12 protein-coding genes and 2 pseudogenes are annotated in these 17,890 nt (G+C 47.8%); 11 read left to right on the forward strand and 3 right to left on the reverse strand.

Features of this window, described 5'->3' with window-relative positions; translation table 11 throughout:
* A partial coding sequence (locus IEW48_RS12395) for a transposase family protein (RefSeq protein WP_188624036.1) occupies positions 1 to 290 on the reverse strand: 290 nt, incomplete at its 3' end.
* 312 nt (positions 291 to 602) lie between these two features.
* On the opposite strand from IEW48_RS12395, the gene IEW48_RS12400 reads away from it, so the two are divergent.
* Both IEW48_RS12400 and IEW48_RS12405 read left to right on the forward strand, forming a co-directional pair.
* A complete protein-coding gene (locus IEW48_RS12400; protein WP_188624037.1) occupies positions 603 to 2,285 on the forward strand; it encodes an McrB family protein in 1,683 nt (560 codons plus the stop codon).
* Positions 2,257 to 4,806, forward strand: coding sequence for a restriction endonuclease-like protein (locus tag IEW48_RS12405; protein ID WP_188624038.1), 2,550 nt, complete (start codon positions 2,257 to 2,259; stop codon positions 4,804 to 4,806). Before IEW48_RS12400 ends, IEW48_RS12405 begins: the two co-directional genes overlap by 29 nt.
* Positions 4,807 to 5,068: 262 nt before the next feature.
* On the opposite strand, the gene IEW48_RS12410 is transcribed toward IEW48_RS12405, so the two are convergent.
* Complete coding sequence (locus tag IEW48_RS12410) at positions 5,069 to 7,072, reverse strand: bifunctional metallophosphatase/5'-nucleotidase (protein ID WP_188624039.1); 2,004 nt, start codon at positions 7,070 to 7,072, stop codon at positions 5,069 to 5,071.
* A 403-nt stretch (positions 7,073 to 7,475) separates the two neighbouring features.
* Here IEW48_RS12410 and IEW48_RS12415 point away from each other — a divergent pair, with 403 nt between their 5' ends.
* From IEW48_RS12415 to IEW48_RS12435, 5 genes are all read left to right on the forward strand, one after another.
* Positions 7,476 to 9,452 carry an acetate--CoA ligase gene (locus IEW48_RS12415; protein WP_188624040.1) on the forward strand — a complete coding sequence of 659 codons (1,977 nt, stop codon included), beginning with the start codon at positions 7,476 to 7,478 and terminating at the stop codon, positions 9,450 to 9,452.
* Positions 9,453 to 9,602: 150 nt separating this feature from the next.
* The gene (locus IEW48_RS17465) at positions 9,603 to 9,887 is read left to right on the forward strand and encodes an HPr family phosphocarrier protein (protein ID WP_268236571.1); all 285 of its coding nucleotides are present in this window, start codon (positions 9,603 to 9,605) and stop codon (positions 9,885 to 9,887) included.
* Positions 9,888 to 10,150: 263 nt separating this feature from the next.
* A complete protein-coding gene (locus tag IEW48_RS12425; protein ID WP_188624042.1) occupies positions 10,151 to 10,333 on the forward strand; it encodes a PTS sugar transporter subunit IIA in 183 nt (60 codons plus the stop codon).
* A 98-nt stretch (positions 10,334 to 10,431) separates the two neighbouring features.
* Entirely contained in the window at positions 10,432 to 10,824 is a 393-nt protein-coding gene (locus tag IEW48_RS12430; RefSeq protein ID WP_229704037.1) for an alpha/beta hydrolase, read from the forward strand.
* Positions 10,825 to 11,115: 291 nt separating this feature from the next.
* Positions 11,116 to 12,441: an IS1380 family transposase gene (locus tag IEW48_RS12435; protein WP_188624043.1), complete on the forward strand. Its 1,326-nt coding sequence runs from the start codon at positions 11,116 to 11,118 to the stop codon at positions 12,439 to 12,441.
* A gap of 146 nt (positions 12,442 to 12,587) precedes the next feature.
* On the opposite strand, the pseudogene IEW48_RS12440 reads toward IEW48_RS12435, so the two are convergent.
* Positions 12,588 to 13,804 (reverse strand): annotated as a pseudogene (locus tag IEW48_RS12440) (IS256 family transposase).
* A 257-nt stretch (positions 13,805 to 14,061) separates the two neighbouring features.
* Here IEW48_RS12440 and IEW48_RS12445 point away from each other — a divergent pair.
* The 4 genes and pseudogenes from IEW48_RS12445 to IEW48_RS12460 form a co-directional block, all read left to right on the forward strand.
* A pseudogene (locus tag IEW48_RS12445) lies at positions 14,062 to 14,350 on the forward strand (aldo/keto reductase); the annotation flags it as partial.
* Complete coding sequence (locus IEW48_RS12450; protein ID WP_229704038.1) at positions 14,337 to 15,557, forward strand: MFS transporter; 1,221 nt, start codon at positions 14,337 to 14,339, stop codon at positions 15,555 to 15,557. The pseudogene IEW48_RS12445 and the gene IEW48_RS12450, both read left to right, overlap by 14 nt.
* 257 nt (positions 15,558 to 15,814) lie before the next feature.
* Positions 15,815 to 16,870 carry a FecCD family ABC transporter permease gene (locus IEW48_RS12455; protein ID WP_188624064.1) on the forward strand — a complete coding sequence of 352 codons (1,056 nt, stop codon included), beginning with the start codon at positions 15,815 to 15,817 and terminating at the stop codon, positions 16,868 to 16,870.
* Positions 16,870 to 17,889, forward strand: coding sequence for a FecCD family ABC transporter permease (locus tag IEW48_RS12460; RefSeq protein ID WP_371874877.1), 1,020 nt, complete (start codon positions 16,870 to 16,872; stop codon positions 17,887 to 17,889). Before IEW48_RS12455 ends, IEW48_RS12460 begins: the two co-directional genes overlap by 1 nt.
* The last annotated feature ends 1 nt before the right edge of the window (position 17,890 follow it).

The following is a 17,890-nucleotide window of genomic DNA, read 5'->3' on the forward strand; positions in this document are numbered from 1 at the left end:
CGTGTTTTTCCGCATTGTTTACACTTCGTCCTCGGAAGACGAGCGTGTAAGTATGTCTTATATTCCCAAAAATCGAGGTGTCTCCAAGTTCTATTTTCATCTACGATATCATGGACAGGCTGATGGTGAGCACCGCAATGGGAGCACATAAATTTACTTCCCCGTGGGAAGTCTAAATATATATGCAGTATTTCATGTTCACGATCTAATAAATGTGAGCTCACATACCAAGGTTGCTCAATGTGCAAGGCTTCTTGAAATACATTTAATTCTTTTTGAAAATCTTTCATTTGACCATACCTCCGAAAACTTTGTTTTACTAGCAGTATGGTCAACTATTATTTTTCTCAAACCCATATGATTTAGCGAGGAAGCNGGTCAACTATTATTTTTCTCAAACCCATATGATTTAGCGAGGAAGCAAAAATCCATACCACCATATGAGAGATGTTCTTTATACAGAAGAAATAGAGAACAATACATATATTGGCTACAGGCCTGAAATATGGGCTGAGATCAATGATAATGATCTAAAGCAACTCAGGGCGTATGCCGAGAGTGAATTGGATCATTACTATAATAGACTGCAAGAGGATAGCAAAATGAGCGCTCAACAGGATCTCCATTTAGTCCTTAAATATAATAATGCCACTTTTAATATTGATACCATCAAAGAACATCAGCAAATTATCAAGCAACATGGTAAAGTGATTTGGGGCATCATCAAACCAACCCCTGACAGTCCCGGGGTTGGAAAGGACAAATTTCAAAAGATAAAAGACCAGGTGAGAAATCGAATAGAAACGTATGCATTTTTTGTAATGAACAGCACATACAAAGCTGTTGGCAAAATAGCTGATCTTTTAACAAAGGAAGAAGTAAGAGACCAAAAACATCTGGTTCCCGCTTATTATAGAGACGATACACTGGATCGTTGTGTGGCTGGGGTTGTGATTGAGTCTATTGAGCCGTTAGAAAATGAGAAGCAGGTTAAAGAGGCTTTAATTCGCTATGGCACACAAGATGGTGAAGTAGCCCTTAATAATCAGACGAATCCACTATATGTTTCTATGAAATATCCGTTGACATTTCACAAGGTTATTACGGATATTCCAGATGAAAGTATCCGTTCAATTGTCGGTGCTACTCAAAAGTATATAGCAAGTAAAGGCTTCTACTACACCGGTCGCCTCATCGAAAATTTCTATCTTTCACTGAGAACCAAGCCCTTTGTGATTCTGGCTGGCATATCGGGGACCGGTAAGACCAAGCTGGTCAAGCTGTTTGCCGAAGCGCTGGGGGCGACGGAGGAGAATGGTCAGTACACTCTGATTCCCGTCCGGCCCGACTGGAGTGATCCGTCGGATCTGCTGGGGTATGTGGATCTCCAGGGGACGTTTCGGCCCGGTCCCTTGACAAAAGTGATCCAGAGGGCGTTGCAGCCGGAAAACCGGGACAAGCCCTATTTTGTCTGTCTGGATGAGATGAATCTGGCCCGGGTGGAGCATTATTTCAGCGACCTCTTAAGTGTGATGGAAAGCCGGCGCTGGGATGATGAACAGTCAGGCACCATCACGACGACCGAGCTGGATCTGGGTCATCATTCCCAGGCTGATCCATCCCATGACAGGCTCTATATCCCGGATAATCTCTATATCATCGGTACAGTCAATATGGATGAGACCACTCATCCTTTCAGCAAGAAGGTCTTGGATCGGGCCAACACCATTGAGTTGAATGAGGTCAATCTGGCCGAATCCCTGAGCTTCTATCATCAAACGGCCGAAGATGAGGTGGCGGAGGAAGGACCGACTACCCGTTATGGCAATCCCTTTCTCAGAGCGGATTATTTGATCCTGCAGGATGCCTTCAGCAGTGAGACGGCGTCACTGATCCGGAGGGTGGTGGAGAAGCTAGATGGCATCAATCAAATTCTAGCTCAGGCTCACCTGCAAATTGGATTCCGGGTGCGGGATGAGATTCTCTTTTACATGCTGTACAATGATCGCTTTCAGCTTATGCCGGAACAGGAGGCTCTTGATTTTCAGATCATGCAAAAAATCCTGCCCCGCATTCAGGGCAGCAGCATGAATATCAAGCGCATCCTGGTCGAACTGTTTAACAGATTGGGGAACACCAACCTGTCTGAACAGGATCACGGACTATACGATGAAATGAAACTGCGTGTGGAAGCAAATCCACCTTACCGCCGCTCATTGAGCAAGCTGGCAGAGATGGTCAGGAGGTTTGAAGAGGATGGTTTTACCTCATTCTGGATGGCCTGATCAAGTCCGGGACCTTCTCCATATCGAAACGGAGCAACTGGTGCTGACGGTCAAGGGCAGGCCCGTTCATCCCACGGTGCGGCAACTGCAGCTCCATGATGAAGAGGTCAAAGCCCTGTTGGAAGTGTATCCGGCAGAGGCCGAGGTGTATCATTTTGATCCTCAGGCCGCAACGGAGGATCTACTGGTTCCCTATAGTGGCCCGGACGCGTATCCGGTCTTCTATGAGAATCAGGATTATGAGCTGGTCATTCAGGTGAAAGATCCGGATCTGGCCATCTCTTTTGAGCATGACAATCCTTTCCTGAGAAAAGCTGTTTCCAAGGTGAGAGGGATGGACCGGCTATGGACCGGCCACCTTAATTTTCGCAACGAAGTGGGCTATACCGAGTTCAGGATCAGATCGGGCCATGCATTGTTGCTGAAGGTTACCCTTGAGATTTTTCCTTCCAAAATGGATTACCGCCGGGATTATATGCAATTGTTGGACGAGGTGAACCGGACCGTCTACAACCTGGCCTATGATTTTTTGCGCAAAACATTTCATACCATGGGGCTGTATGAGGGGCAAAACCCCACCAAAGCGGAGTTTTTTGCCATCCTGGAGACCATCATGGATCAGCTGGTTCAGGCAGTGGAACGGATTGAACTTTTTCCCCATACCAAGCTGGAAAGAGAAGAACGGATCCGGCCGGCGGACAAGGTGCGCAAGGCCTCAAAGCGGAATCACCGCTGGCTGGCCAAAAAACCCCATCTGCTCCAGCCCCATCCACAAGGGATGTTACCGATCAAGGGGCAGATCTATCATCCGTTACGTTTGCGGGAAGAGCGGAAACGGCCGTCCTTTGACACAGTGGAAAACCGCTTTTTGAAATGGATGTTGCAACAGTTGATCAGTAAGCTGAACAGCTTTGAACAATCTTACCGGGAGGCATTTGCCCAACGGGATCAAAATGAAGTATTTTTGGCCCGGGTGGAGCGGATCAACCAGACGTTGCGGCGCCTGGTTCACAAACCGTTTTTGGCTGAAGTAGGCGCGTTGCGGCATATCTCCATCACGCTGGTCATGCAGATGGGGACGGGTTACCGGGATGTGTATCGTTTTTACCTGATGTTGCGCAAAGGTTTATCCATCCAGAGCGATATTTTCCGCCTTTCCTCCAAGGACCTGGCCACGCTGTATGAGTACTGGTGTTTCCTCACCCTGCACCGTCTGCTCAGCAAGAAATACGACGTGGTGAGGAACGATCTGATCAAAATCAATGACAGGGGCTTGTACTTGACCCTGGAACGGGCGTCAAGCGGCAAAGTGATCTACCGCAATCCCCGTATGGGAGAACGTTATGAACTGGTTTACAATCCCTTGTATAAGGAGGGTGTGGTCAATCAGCGTCCCGACCATGTCCTCTCATTGCAGAAAGCAGACTCCCAGATCACGTACAAATTTGTCTTTGATGCCAAATACCGCCTCAATCCGGCCGTGCCGGGCAGCGATTATGCCCGCAAATACGGACAGCCCGGCCCGGAAGAGGACGACATCAACACCATGCATCGGTACCGGGATGCCATCATGGCTCAGGACAGGACGGATGCAGCTCACCGCGGAAGCTACCAGCGCCTGATGTACGGGGCCTATGTGCTGTTCCCTTACCGGGATGAAGGAAGGTACCGTCAGCATCCCTTTTACCGCAGTATCGAGACGGTCAATATCGGCGGACTGCCCTTTCTGCCCGGCACCACGTCCCTGGTAGAAGAACTGCTGGACCAGCTGATCACCGAAACGGCGGAGGCCTCCTTTGAACGGGCCACCCCGGTGCGGGGCATGAACGAGTTTTTTGCCCGGAAAAAGGCCAGTCTCAACGTCCTGGTGGGTTCCCTGCGCCGGCCCAGGCAAGGATATAACCAGCTTTCCCTTTGTTTGCAACACCGCTTTTACCATATTCCTTTGGAGCTTGTGCAACACCACCTGAGCCACATTGAATTTGTGGCTTTGTACCAGCAGAAACATGAGTATCCGCCGGGAGGCATCCTCTATTACGGCAAGGTAAAAGATTTTCAGATTGTGAGACGCAGAGAGATCAAGGAACTGCCCCCCAGACCGGGGCGGGAAGAGCGGCTGTATGTCCGTTTCAATGTGGAGGCTTGGGAGAAAAGAAAAGAGCCCATTGAACCGAGGGGGTACGGCGTGTCATCCCATTTGTTCACCACTTGGGAATTATTCAACCAGGCGGTGGAACTGCCCGAACTGACATTGAAAAATGAAGATCAATACCGTCTGTGGCGGGAATTGCGCCGGGTGGATCAAAATGTGCGTCTGCATTTGCAGAACCGTTGGGCTGACCGGGTCAAGGAGGACGAATTGGTTTATGAGGTGATGGGCATCCGGATGACCGTCCATCCTCAACGGGGAAAGGTGTTGATCCAGGTGGGGAAGTACCACCGGGAGGTTTCTCTGGCTGATTTGCGTTTCAGGCCCAAGAAGCTGTTGAATTTGATTGAAAGGTGGAGGAAGGGCCAGTAAATTTAATTGGAAGTGGTTACTATGGATAAAGAACGTGTGATATCAAGGGCTTGTGAATATATAAAATCAGGGCAAAAGGAAAGCGTATAAAGCTAATTGGAGATGAATCCCTTTAAAAGGAGAATGATACCTAAAAGGAAACTAGGAAGAGAGCCCGTAATTAACGAAAAACTTAATCTCATAACAGAAGCATGGCAGCCGTGCGGCTGCCATGTTCGTTTCCTGCTTATACAACTATCTGTAAGCCTTTGCTGTGCAGTTCTTAAGGAATAACGACGATGCGTCCTTCCACATCAGGAATGTCCGGTTCCTGATGCAAGTATTGCATGAGTGCGGTGCTCAACAATTCCCCAGTGTCTGCCACCAATTCCCCCTCTGCCAGCCATGTATAACCATCTCCCCCTGATCCCAGGAAGTCATTCGTCGCCACCGAGTATGTGCGGTCATACTGCAACGGTTCTCCGTTTATCCAAACGTCTTGTACGCGGCTGCCCGGTGGCTGACTGGGATCAAACGTAAAGTTCAGGCCCGATACTTGCAGGAATCCGCCGTGTTGGTCCGGATAGCGGGACACACTGTGTTCCAGCACTTGCTCCAGTTGCCCTCCGGTGATGAGCAGTTTAACAACGGTGTTTTGGAAAGGGAGAACCTCCATCACATCTCCCAAGGTAATCTCTCCTGGCCCGAGACTGGCCCGGATGCCTCCTCCGTTTTGCAAAGCGATATCGGCACTGACCATGTCCCGCATGGCATCAGCGATTAAATTGCCCAGGTTGGTTTCCTTTGTGCGAACTGATTCTCTGGCCCCATCCAAATAGCGGTCCGTATACCCGATCACTTCCTGTAACGCTTCGTCTACTTTCTGTTTATAGCGCTCCAGAATATCCTGCACGTGCGGATCTTGCGCGATATCAGCCGAATCTTGCCATAAATAACCGTTTATTCCGATCAATCGCCCGTTGTGAAAGAGCATGGTAGTGGAACCCAGATGTTTGCCATATTCATAGGCTTGGGTCACATAGGTGTCGCCGATGAGCTGCGGTGTGTGCAGGGTGGAGTGGCTGTGACCGCCTACAATCAGATCGATGCCTTCCACTTCCTCTGCAATTCTTTGATCAACCGCCAGTCCGACGTGGGTGATGAAAATGATGTGATCTACCTCGTCTTTAAGTTTGTCAACATAGTTTTGTGCTGTTTCCACTTCATCTTGGAATTCAATGCCCTTCACGTTGTCCGGGTGTGTGGTGATGGGTGTATCGGTGGTGGTCAAACCCACAATGGCAAATGTTTTGCCCATCGTTTCCAAGATGACATACGGTTCCAAAATGGGCTCACTGTCTTGGACAATATTGGCACTGATAAGGGGAAAATCAACCAGTTCAGCAAATGCTTTAAACCGGTCCAGCCCGTAGTTGAAATCATGATTGCCGGGCACCATGGCGTCAAAGCCGATTTCGTTCATCACCTCTACTGCTGCCATCCCTTGGTTAAAATTGACATAGTTGGTTCCATGAAACGTATCTCCCATATCAAAGACAAACACATGCTCGTGCTGTTCCCGGGCACGGTTGATCAACGTGGCGATTTTACTTAATCCCATCTCCCCTTTTTCGGGATCGCCCAGCACTCTGCCATGCAAATCGTTCATATGTATAATGTTCACTTTATCGAGCTGCTCATAATGCCGGAGCATATGATCCAAGTCTTGTTTTGAAAGGGGAGCTTTGGGCTGTAAGGTGTGTCCTTTCCTGACAGTCAGCACCTCTAATTCATATGCAGAAGCCATGGATTGCTTTGCCCATTCACTCACAGCGCGATGATCCCTGAATTGGGTCAAGGCCTGATCGTCATAAGCAGAGGCCAGATTCAAGGCCTGTACATAAATATGACAGGCTTCCTGACGACTAATGTGTTGTCGCGGATGGAAATCTTTCACTTGCTCCTCGTCCAGCCATTGTAAACGAAGCGCTGCCTCCACATATGGGGCAAATTCATCATCAATATGCTCCCATTCCATATCCGCTGCGCTCACATCATACAACTGGACACCGATGGTTTCGACGAGTGCCTTTAGAAATGTGGCTTTTGATACCGGTTTGTTGCCGGACAGACTGTTGTATTCCGCATTTATTGTTCTTTCACTGTCAGTCTGAGTAGCACCTGCCCTTTCTGCAACTCCAGCCCCGAAACCCAGGCCGGTGATCATCACGGACAAGAGAACCCATAAAACAACGGCACGCATGGTCAACCTTACTTTATTGGACATAGACCCAGCCCCTTCCTATGGTTATTCATCCTCTTTCATATTACTGGAAAAAGTTTAACGTCATGTTACCTGAAGTTAAAGTTTACTTTAAGCTTAACATGCTATTCGACTGTATAAGACAAAATTAGAACTTGCTGACAGAACCCCTTGCCTTATAAAATTCAAATAGAGTCAACCTCCCATTCTAAAAACCCTTGCCGTGAACGGATAGGAATGATTCACCTCACACTGAAATAAGATTTACCAAGGCATCCGCCCTGTACAAACATACGATTGTGAATAATGTTCCTGATATTCCTATGAGAAATTGAAAGCGATTCCATTGTAGTAAGGTGTTTGGGTGCCTTTATGAATATTTTAAAAAGAGTGGAGATTAATCTTTCAGCGTGGGGGAGGGGATTGGATGAGTACAAATGTAGGAGGCATTCACGAAGTCATCAAAAATGTTCAGCTTGTTTATCCGGACGAAGCGAAACAACGCTCAACGGCTTTGGGAAGCAGTGAAGCTTTTCAGGATTTGTTAAAAAAATCACAGGAAGATCCCGCAGCTTTTTGGGATGAGGTCGCTCGGGAACTGCACTGGTTTGAACCGTGGCAAGAAACAATCAGGGGCTCGTTGCCCGACTTTGAATTTTTCAAAGGGGGCATCAGCAATCCTTGTTACAATCTCCTTGACCGCCATATCGCCAATGGTGCAGCCAATAAAACAGCCCTGATTTGGGAAGGTGAAGACGGACAAACGCAATTTTATACGTACCAGATGCTGCTGGCCGAAGTGAACCGCTTTGCCAATGTGCTCAAATCTTTTGGGGTGAAAAAGGGCGATCCTGTGGCCATTTACCTGCCCAATCTTGCTGAGTCCTTCATTGCTATCCTTGCCTGTTTCCGGCTGGGGGCGGTCTATAGCACGATTTTTTCCGGTTTTTCCAAACAAGCTTTGCTGGACCGGTTGTCTAGTTATGAGCCCAAAGTGATCATCACTGCAGATGCCACCCTCCGGCGCGGAAATGTGATTCCGCTGAAGGAAAAAGTCGACCGTGTCATCGATCAAATTCCTGATGTGCAAGCAGTGATTGTCGTCGACCGCCTGGGAACAAATCCGGAGATGAAAACAGGAAGGGACTATTGGTGGCATGAACAACGGGCCAAGGCCGGTATTCACTGCGAGCCCGTCCGTATCGAAGCGAATGAACCCGGCATTGTTGTCTATACAAGCGGGACCACAGGAAAACCAAAAGGAGTGGTTCATGCCGGCATGGCCTTCGTCGTTCAAAACTACATTTATGCCAAATATCATATGGACTTTAGGCCGGACGATGTCTTTTGGTGTACGGCCGATGTTGGCTGGCTGACGATGCATATCTGGGGTGTTGCCGGTGCTTTGGCCAATGGGGTTACCACGCTGGTTTATGAAGGCGCTCCCAATTATCCGGATCAGGACCGGATTTATCAGATTATTGAGAAATACCGGGTGACCAAACTGTTCACGGCTCCTACTGTGTTGCGAATGCTTCGCAGTCTGGGTGATGATGCCGTTAAGCCTTATGATCTTGCATGTCTCGAAGTAGTTTCTCTGGTGGGAGAGCCATTTGATCCGGAAACGTGGAATTGGACATATGAAGTGCTCGGACAAAAAAATATTTGCGTGAACAATACTTGGGGTCAGACGGAAACAGCAGGCACGCCCCTGGCGGGTGCAGCCTGGCTGACACCGATGAAACCCGGATCGGCCCGCATTCAATTTTTGGGCGCTGATTTAGGCATTGTGGATGATGAAGGCAAACCTGTCCCTCCAGGCACATTGGGCAACCTGGTTATACGGAAGCCTTTTCCCATGCTGTGCCGTACACTATGGAAAGAACCTGAGCGTTATTATGAGAAATATTTCAGCCAGGTGGAAGGCTGCTATTACGCCAGTGACATTGCTGTACAGGATGAAGACGGGTATTTCTGGGTGGTGGGTCGTTCCGATGATGCCTTTAATGTTTCAGGGCATCGTCTGAGTACCATGGAAATGGAGAGCGCTGTCCTTGAGTGCGAATCAGTGGCTGAAGTGGCGGTTATCGGTGTACCGGACGAGATCAAAGGTGAAGTTCCGGTGGTTTTTGCCACTCTTAAAGGAGAAATACCTTCAAAGGAAGCATTAAAAGAACAAATTGAAGACAACATTGTCAAAGGGATTGGTCAAATTGCCCGGCCTAAAATGGTCTTTATTGTGGTAGCCATGCCGAAAACAATCAGCGGCAAGATCGTGCGCCGCCTGTTAAAGGAAATCGTGGTAAAAGGTGAAGTGTCAGGGGATCTCACCGGGCTTGAAGATCCAAATGTGCTTGAGGACATTAAACATGTGGTTTCAGCTGAGATGAATTCGAGTGTGTAAGTCCCTTTGATCTGAATTCTCACCGCCTGAAGTCCGCAATGTGTCTCTATGAAAAGGAATAAGCAACCCCAAACAGCCCTGCAGGGAATAAACCCTGCAGGGTTTTAACCGGAGCATTTTACTTATCGCCAGGTATTACCCTTGGTCAGATTGGCTGAATCATTTGAAAGCAACATCTATTTTAAACGTCAATCCATTACATGTAATGCTAAAAGCTTGTTAGGGCTTGTTTCATTCTTTTGGTATTTAAACAGAGGAGACCGGTTTTTGATACAGGCCAAGGGCAAAGATGCCTATGAAGCTGTAGAGCGCTTGAGCCGTTTTTTAGTTGACAACAGGCATATTGATCTTGATTACTGGGAAGAAGCTGGTATTGACGAGCTGAATAGACTGTGGAAAAAAGTTGGTGCAGAACCTTCGTCATTTAGCCGCTAAGAATCTTTTGAATAAATAGCTTTTGGAGCTGTTAACCCCTTCACAAAACCCTCTCAAGGTGATTGATCATGAATCAAGACTGGTGAGCAGATCTCCAGTCTTTTTTTCTGCATATTGGAGGCGCATTCATTTTTCGGTTTTTTCCTCTTTATCATGATCATAAGATGATGAAAGAGTGAAGAGCGGTGCTGCTCTTTATCGAGGCATGAAAAAGCTTCTTGCCAACATCATATCCATTCCATTAAAAGGAGTTGGTCAACGCCATGACAGATAAGAACCCATTTCGTCCCCTTATTGAAGTGAATGTAACGGACGCTGACTGGAAAGAAGCGGTCCAATACGGCGGTGATTTGCTGGTGAAAGCCGGAAAAGCAGAGCCGCGCTATGTACGGGCCATGATTGACAACATCGAACATTGTGGGTATCATTATCGGCTTTATAGCTAATTTGTTTAGTTAGGAGGGGAGGATCGGCAATCCCTTTTTATTTTGCGCCTATATCATCCAGCCTCATTACCCGTTATTTTAAAGAAAGGGGATTGTCAATGTCTGCCAACACCTTTACTTTTATCACTCAAGATGGCGTGGAGATTGTTGCCAGGAGATGGGCGCCCGATCAGGTCCAGCCAAAAGCGGTTGTCCAAATTGCCCATGGTATGGCCGAACATATCCAGCGTTACGATAATTTTGCCAGGCACCTGGTTAAGCACCATTTTGCCGTTTATGGGAATGATCACCGGGGACATGGTTTAACAGGCCAAAAAATGGGCATTGCCGGTTATTTTGCAGATGAGGACGGCTTTGACAGAGTGGTTGGCGATATTGAACAGAAAAGAAGTTTATGCAGATATTGTCAGCTGGCTGGAAGAACAGCTTGTGCGGGACAACAGTTAAGGCAACGTGTTTTTTGTTTTTACGATATTATTTTAGAACACTAAAAGCCTCTGCGACTTTAGCGCAAGTACCGTCAAGAATTTTGTGTAATGTAAATGGGGTAGGGTTTCTCTGAAATGGATTTGAATTGATAGGGGACTGATTTTCTTCACACAGGAGACTGAATATTCAGTCTCCTGTGTGGAAAGGGAGAATCCCCCTATTTTGTTTATTTACAGTATTTGGTTAATGATAACCTTCCCTGAATCCGTGAGGATTCATCTATTAATCCCTCACCTGCTTTGGTACAATGGGAATAAGTATAATAAGACTCTCCCACCTGGCAGGTGAAAAGGATGCGGTTTATTATTAAAGCCTCTCATGAACGATTAACAGCCCATAGTGGATTGGGATTAATTGGATTTCTCTTGGAAAAAACAGACTTACGCCCCAAGTTGAACCAACTCAAGATCCCAGGATTGAAGTATCCCTTACTGTCCCACAGTGACATTGTTTATGCCATGATCGGATTGCTGGCTCAGGGGAAAAGCGATTTTGAACATATCGAAGCCTTTCGTGAGGATGACTTCTTCCAATATGCCCTTCAGCTCAAAAGTGTACCGTCTGCAGCCCGGCTCCGCCAGCGTCTGGATGGGTTGGCCCAGATCAGAAAGTGGCGGAATATCCTGCTGGATGAAATGGTCCGGCTTCCCAGAAAGGTAGGTCTTGAGCCTAGTGCGATTAAACTCAACAGTGGCACCTGCTATGTGCCGATCGACGTGGATGTCTCTCCTTTTGATAACACCGATACCCACAAAGAAGGCGTGAGCCGGACCTACAAAGGCTGTGATGGCTATGCCCCCTTATTGGCCTATATTGGCCGGGAAGGGTACGGGTTGTATGCCGAGTTGCGCGAAGGGCGCACCCATGTCCAGAAAGAGGTGGACCAAAAACTGCGGGAGATGATTCCCCGGGCCAAAAGCATGACAGAGAAACCCTTGTTGTTACGGATGGATGCCGGCAACGATGCCCTGAACAACCTGGCCGTTTGTCAGGAAGAAGGGGTGCATTTTATCATTAAACGCAACCTGCGCCGGGAATCCCCCGAAGCCTGGCTGGCCATTGCTCAGGATCAGGGAAAAGCCACGGTGATCCGGGAGGGGTGCACACGCTATACGGGTAAAATCCGTGTGACCGATCCGGGATTGCCCCAACCGGTCTATCAGGTGTTTGATGTGCGGGAAACGACGATCGCCAAAGATGGCCAGATTCTTTTAATCCCAGAGATCACGGTGGATGTTTATTGGACGGATCTGGATGAGGACGTGGCCGATATCATTGACCTCTACCATGATCATGCCACCTGCGAGCAGTTTCATAGTGAACTCAAGACCGATCTGGATTTGGAACGCTTACCGTCCGGTAAGTTTGCCACCAATGATCTGGTCTTATGTCTGGGGCTGTTTACCTATACCCTGCTGCGGATCATCAGTCAGGAGAGTTTGCGGGTGAATGACAGCCCCCTGCGCAAAAAAGTGCAGCGGCGCCGGATCCGGACGGTGATCCAAACGCTGATCACCCTGGCAGCAAAAATGGTGACACATGCCCGCCGGCAATATCTGTATATTGGATCACGGGCTTGGTTAACACCGTTTAAACGGCTCTATCAGGCTTTTGCCTAAACCTCGCCCAGACATTTGACCTGTCACTCAAACTCCCTGTGACCAGGGCGTCTTTGGCATGCCATCGAAATCTGCTGGGCGAGGGATGGGCTGGAATATATAGGTATTTAAGGTGATAATCAAATATTTTGTGATCATTTTAATGTCTATAAGTCATCATGTGGCAAATATTTAAACCAATCCCGTCCATATGTCACGGATTCAGGACGTTCTTCAAACATTCGCTCGAGGGCTTCATGCGCTTCGGCAAATCCTCGCAACTTTCGCCCTGCCCATTTCTCATTAAAATCTTGAATGGTCAAATACACGATTTTTTCAGCGGCTTCTAAACTATTCAAACTGTTCATCGGTTTTAGGCGTTTCCGAATCTCCTTGATCGTTCGTTCGATGGCATTGGTCGTGTAAATCACACTTCGAATACTGCTTGGATAATCCATAAATGTAAGGAGGCATCCAACTCATTGGCCCAAGATTGAACTTCTCTCGGATACTTGCTGGACCATTTCGACTCAAACTGTTGAAACATTTGTAACGCCATCTCCTTATTCGGCGCGCGATAAATCAGCTTGAGATCCTCGGCCACTTCGAATCGGTCTTTTTTCCGAACACGGCTGAGGGTGTTGCGGACTTTGTGCACGACACAACGCTGCACATCGGCTTTCGGATACACCGCCTTAAAGGCTTCCTCCAGCCCCGGAAGGCCATCGAAGACGCCCAGAAGCACTTCCTTGACGCCTCTTTTGTAGAGCTGTTGGAGAATCTCCCGCCATCCATAGGCGCTTTCTTGTCCTCCCACGAAGAAATCCAGAATTTCGCGATATCCTTCTTCATTCACTCCTAACACCACATAAATAACTTCTTTCTCTACCGTATCCCGGCGAAGTTTCACGTACAAGCCGTCCAAATATAAGACAGAATAACGTTTGGATAGTGGACGATGGTGCCATTTCTCGATGTCTTCTTTCACGACATCGGTAATCCGGCTGATCGTCGCTGGAGAATAAGCATTTCCTAGAATTCGTTCAATAAACTTGCCAATTTCCCGTGTACTCATGCCACTTTGATACATCCTGATGATGGCTTCCTCCAGCCAGCCCGTGTGGCGTTGATAAGGGGCAAACAACTGTGTTTGAAATTCCCCGTTTCGGTCTCTTGGAACCAAAAGACCCTCAATCCGGCCATATTGCGTATCTAGATTTCGTTGTTAGTAGCCGTTTCTCATATTCGATGTTCCGGCTTGTTCTATTTCGAGGAAATTTTTGATTTCTTCCCGCATGATCAGTTCTAATTTTTCCTTTACAAACTGACGAATGACACTTTCCAGTTGATTTGCCCAGTCGACATTCGGTATACTTTTAGACATAGGTAGGGTTCTCCTTTCTCTGGAATATTTGGGTTCAATCAGAGAATACCCTACCTTTTTTCTTTTGATCTAGTAAAATGCTTTACACAAAATTTTATACATCATCTTAGCGCATTTGAATAAATAGTTTTTTGATGTTATGTCATTGTTTTCTTGACCAAAATAATGGTAAAATCTTTTTAATTATATTGGAAGATAAAAGATAAAGAGACATAATATTGATCCTTCCTAGAGCGGTAATTGACGATTGACGCTGACGGCTCCAACGGGAAAGGATCGATTTGTACCAGATTCATTGCCTGCCTTTACATATTCTGAAAGATGGAAGCGTGTTTGAAGTGCTGGACAAACTGCAGGAAGAAGGAAAGATTTGTTATTACGGGGTCAGTGTGGAAACGGTTGAGGAAGGACTGTTTTGCTTAACCGATCCAAACGTTAAAGCCCTGCAACGGTGAGGCATTCAATGTGGGGGAAACATTTGCTGGGCTGCCGTTTGAAAAAGGGGTTGAGCTCAGCCGTCAGTTGAGCTGGATTGCACATTGTCGTCATGGGCGCTTTGGGGCTCTTTTTTTCCGGGCCCGGACAAACCTATTCCGTCAGTGTATTTATTGATGCTTATATTGAAGCCTTTGGCTGGGACCGTACTTTGGTGTCCAGCATCTATTCCGGAGCAACCTTGCTTGCCGGTCTTTTGCTGTTTGTGGTGGGCAAATTGGTAGACCGATTCGGCCAGCGGCCCATGACGGTGGCCGTTGCTTTGCTTTTGGGCCTGGCCTGTTTATGGAACAGTTTTGTCATGGTGCCTGTCATTCTGTTTATCGGCTTTTTCCTGATTCGCCTGCTGGGTCAAGGGTCCATGACCTTATTGCCCAATACGTTGGTGCCTCAATGGTTTGTCCGCTACAGAGGGCGGGCGATAAGCTTTATGAGCGTCGGTGTTTTGTTAAGTGCCGCTGCCTTTCCGCCGCTGAACAACTGGCTGATCCAAAACTGGGGCTGGCCTGTGGCCTGGAGGGTTTGGTTCGTTGTTCTGGTCTTTTTCTTTGCTCCTTTGGCGTTGTATCTGATTCGCAATAAACCGGAGGATGTGGGGCTTCTTCCGGATAATGACCGTCGGAGAAAGTCAACTGGGAGCGTGGGCACGACCATGTCCACATCCTCCATACAAGAAGAATCATGGACATTAAAAGAGGCGATGCGCACCAGGGCCTTTTGGCTGATCTTGTTTTGTGTCGGTGTGCCGTCCATGGTCAATACAGGCATAACCTTTCATTTGTTTTCAATCCTGGCCGAAAGCGGCATTGGCCGGGGCACAACAGCCTTTCTCTTAAGCCTGGTGCCGTTAATCGGTTTTGTCTGTTCGTTAGCTGCCGGTTTTATTATGGAGAAAGTAAAAGTCCATTATGTCCTGTGTGTCACCTTCCTGATAGAACTGGGGTCTATCATGATTCTGCTATTGGGTTCATCCGTGTACACGATTTTGTTCTTTGTCCTGTTGTGGGGCATTTTTGAAGGCTTTTTAAGAGTGTGTGTAGGCGTGGTGTGGCCCAATTATTTTGGGCGAGAACATTTGGGCACCATCCGCAGTGTGGTCACGACGGTCACGGTAATAGGTTCAGCGTTGGGTCCGTTGCCCTTTGGTATCGCCTATGATTTGTATGGCAGATATTCCGAAGTGTTGTTGCTGATCATGCTGTTTCCGTTGTTGGCCGTGTTTGCTTCCATTTTGTCGCCGTCGGTTAAAAAAGCATAAGCACGATTGGGTTGCGCAGAACCCAGTACGTTATTGATGACAGGTCTGAACAAGATGAGGACAGCTCATAATGGGGTTGTCCTTTTTTATGTTGTGCCATTTTGATTTAACTTCAAAACCCTTAACGATGGCACAAACAAAATATTATCTTGAATTAGTAAGTGAGAACGATTATACTTATCTATGAAAATGATTATCAATTTCTGTTTGTAGAAACACATTTTCATATACATATAAAGGATTGGATACATATGGCCATGGGAGCAGTTGAACTCAAACAGCGAAAACCGCCACAAGAGAGACAACAAAGAGTGGCATCACGCCCTTTTGTGGCCTCATGTATTCTCATTGGCGGTTTGGTTGCCCTTGTGTTGGGCATTGGGGCCTCCATTTCCCTGGGAGCAGCTGACATTGATCTGAAAACTGTATGGGCTGCAGTGTTTCAATATGATCCGGAGCAGACCTCCCATCAAATTATTCATGAGTTACGGATGCCAAGGGCTTTGGCAGCCGCCCTCGTTGGTGCCTTTCTGGCTGTCTCCGGTGCTATTATGCAAGGGATGACACGCAATCCGCTGGCCTCTCCTTCCATTATGGGCGTCACCGCCGGTTCGACTTTCATGATTGCCATTGCTTTTGCTTTTTTTCCAGGTACTTCCTACATCGGTCTGATGCTGTGGTCCTTTGCCGGAGCAGGCATGGGAGCTGCACTTGTTTTTGCCATTGGCTCCCTTTCCCGAGGTGGGGTGACGCCTGTTAAGTTGGCGCTTGCCGGGACGGCTGTAGGCTCCCTGTTAAGCGCTTTGTCTTCGGCCATAGCCATCCACTACCGGGTGGCTCAAGACATAAGCTTCTGGTATGCCGGAGGGGTAGCCGGAGTCCAGTGGGTGAGTATTAAGCTGATCGTTCCTGTCGCCATCATTGGTTTGTGTCTGGCCTTGATGTTGGCACGCTCGATTACCATCCTTAGTTTGGGGGAAGAAGTGGCTAAAGGTTTGGGACAGCATACGGCCCTTGTTAAAGGGCTGGGAACGATAGCAGTGTTGTTATTGACAGGAGCTGCTGTTTCTGTCGCTGGAAATATTGGCTTTATCGGGCTTGTCATTCCTCATATTACCCGGTTTCTGGTCGGGGTGGACTACCGGTGGATTATGCCTTGTGCCGCTGTATTGGGCGGACTTCTCCTCGTCCTGGCTGATATTGGGGCAAGGCTAATCAATGCCCCCCATGAAACACCGGTTGGGGCAATCACTGCTATGATCGGGGTGCCGTTTTTCCTCTACCTGGCCCGCCGTGAAGGGAGAGGATGGTAGTGGAACAGGTCAGACGTGCCAACAAAAAACCCTTGCTGGTGATAGGCATTTTATCAGGACTGATTTTTCTTTCTTTTTTTATCAGCTTAAACACGGGCGTGAGTCGCATAGCGCCACTTGATGTCATTAAAACCCTGGCCGGGTTCGGAACAGAAAAAGAGCAGCTTGTCCTGTTTGAGTTCCGGTTGCCAAGAGTGGTCATTGCCTTATTAATTGGAGCTGGATTGGCCGTTTCCGGTGCAATCCTCCAAGGCGTATCCCAGAACGGCTTGGCTGATCCGGGCATTTTGGGGATTAATGCCGGAGCGGGATGTGCTGTTGTATTATTTATTTTCTTTTTTCAGGGTTCTGCCGCTTCTTTAAGTCAATTCTCTATTTTTGTGATACCTTTTTTCGCCCTGCTTGGTGCGTTCTTGGCCGCTTTATTGATATATGTGTTGGCTTGGAAGAAAGGAGTGGCCCCAGTCCGGCTCATACTTGTCGGCATAGGGATTAATGCTGCTTTCAGTGCCGCTTTGATTATCTTCCAATTAAAAATGACCCCCCATGATTTTATGCAGGCTGCCATTTGGTTAGCGGGAAGTATTTGGGGAACCAGTTGGTCATATGTTTGGGCCGTTCTTCCCTGGATTGTGTTGCTTATTCCTTTTGCTGTATATAAGGCAAGATATTTAAACGTGTTAAACCTGGGGGATCAAGTGGCAACAGGCTTGGGAGTCACCGTTGAAAAGGAGCGGGGCATCTTGCTTTTTCTCGCTGTGGCCCTGGCTGGTGCCTGTGTCGCCTTTGGTGGAGGGATCGCTTTCTTGGGTTTGGTCGCTCCCCATTTAGCCAGAAGGCTTGTGGGTCCGAAGCATGAGGTTTTAATTCCGGCTTCTGCTTTGATGGGAGCCTTGTTGCTGCTTACCGCCGATACCATTGGCCGTCACTTGCTCGCGCCATCGGAAATTCCCGTTGGCCTTGTTGTTTCAATTTTAGGGGCCCCTTATTTTATTTACCTTTTGATGAAAACCAACTGAT

This window comes from Caldalkalibacillus thermarum (assembly GCF_014644735.1).
Classification (GTDB): domain Bacteria; phylum Bacillota; class Bacilli; order Caldalkalibacillales; family Caldalkalibacillaceae; genus Caldalkalibacillus; species Caldalkalibacillus thermarum.

Bases quoted from the DNA above. Each gene is read 5' to 3' on its own strand.
- IEW48_RS12410 (WP_188624039.1), bottom strand. From the start codon at position 7,072: ATGTCCAATAAAGTAAGGTTGACCATGCGTGCCGTTGTTTTATGGGTT.
- IEW48_RS12415 (WP_188624040.1), top strand. From the start codon at position 7,476: ATGAGTACAAATGTAGGAGGCATTCACGAAGTCATCAAAAATGTTCAG.
- IEW48_RS12405 (WP_188624038.1), top strand. From the start codon at position 2,257: ATGGTTTTACCTCATTCTGGATGGCCTGATCAAGTCCGGGACCTTCTC.
- IEW48_RS12455 (WP_188624064.1), top strand. From the start codon at position 15,815: ATGGGAGCAGTTGAACTCAAACAGCGAAAACCGCCACAAGAGAGACAA.
- IEW48_RS12400 (WP_188624037.1), top strand. From the start codon at position 603: ATGAGCGCTCAACAGGATCTCCATTTAGTCCTTAAATATAATAATGCC.
- IEW48_RS12435 (WP_188624043.1), top strand. From the start codon at position 11,116: ATGCGGTTTATTATTAAAGCCTCTCATGAACGATTAACAGCCCATAGT.
- IEW48_RS12425 (WP_188624042.1), top strand. From the start codon at position 10,151: ATGACAGATAAGAACCCATTTCGTCCCCTTATTGAAGTGAATGTAACG.
- IEW48_RS12430 (WP_229704037.1), top strand. From the start codon at position 10,432: ATGTCTGCCAACACCTTTACTTTTATCACTCAAGATGGCGTGGAGATT.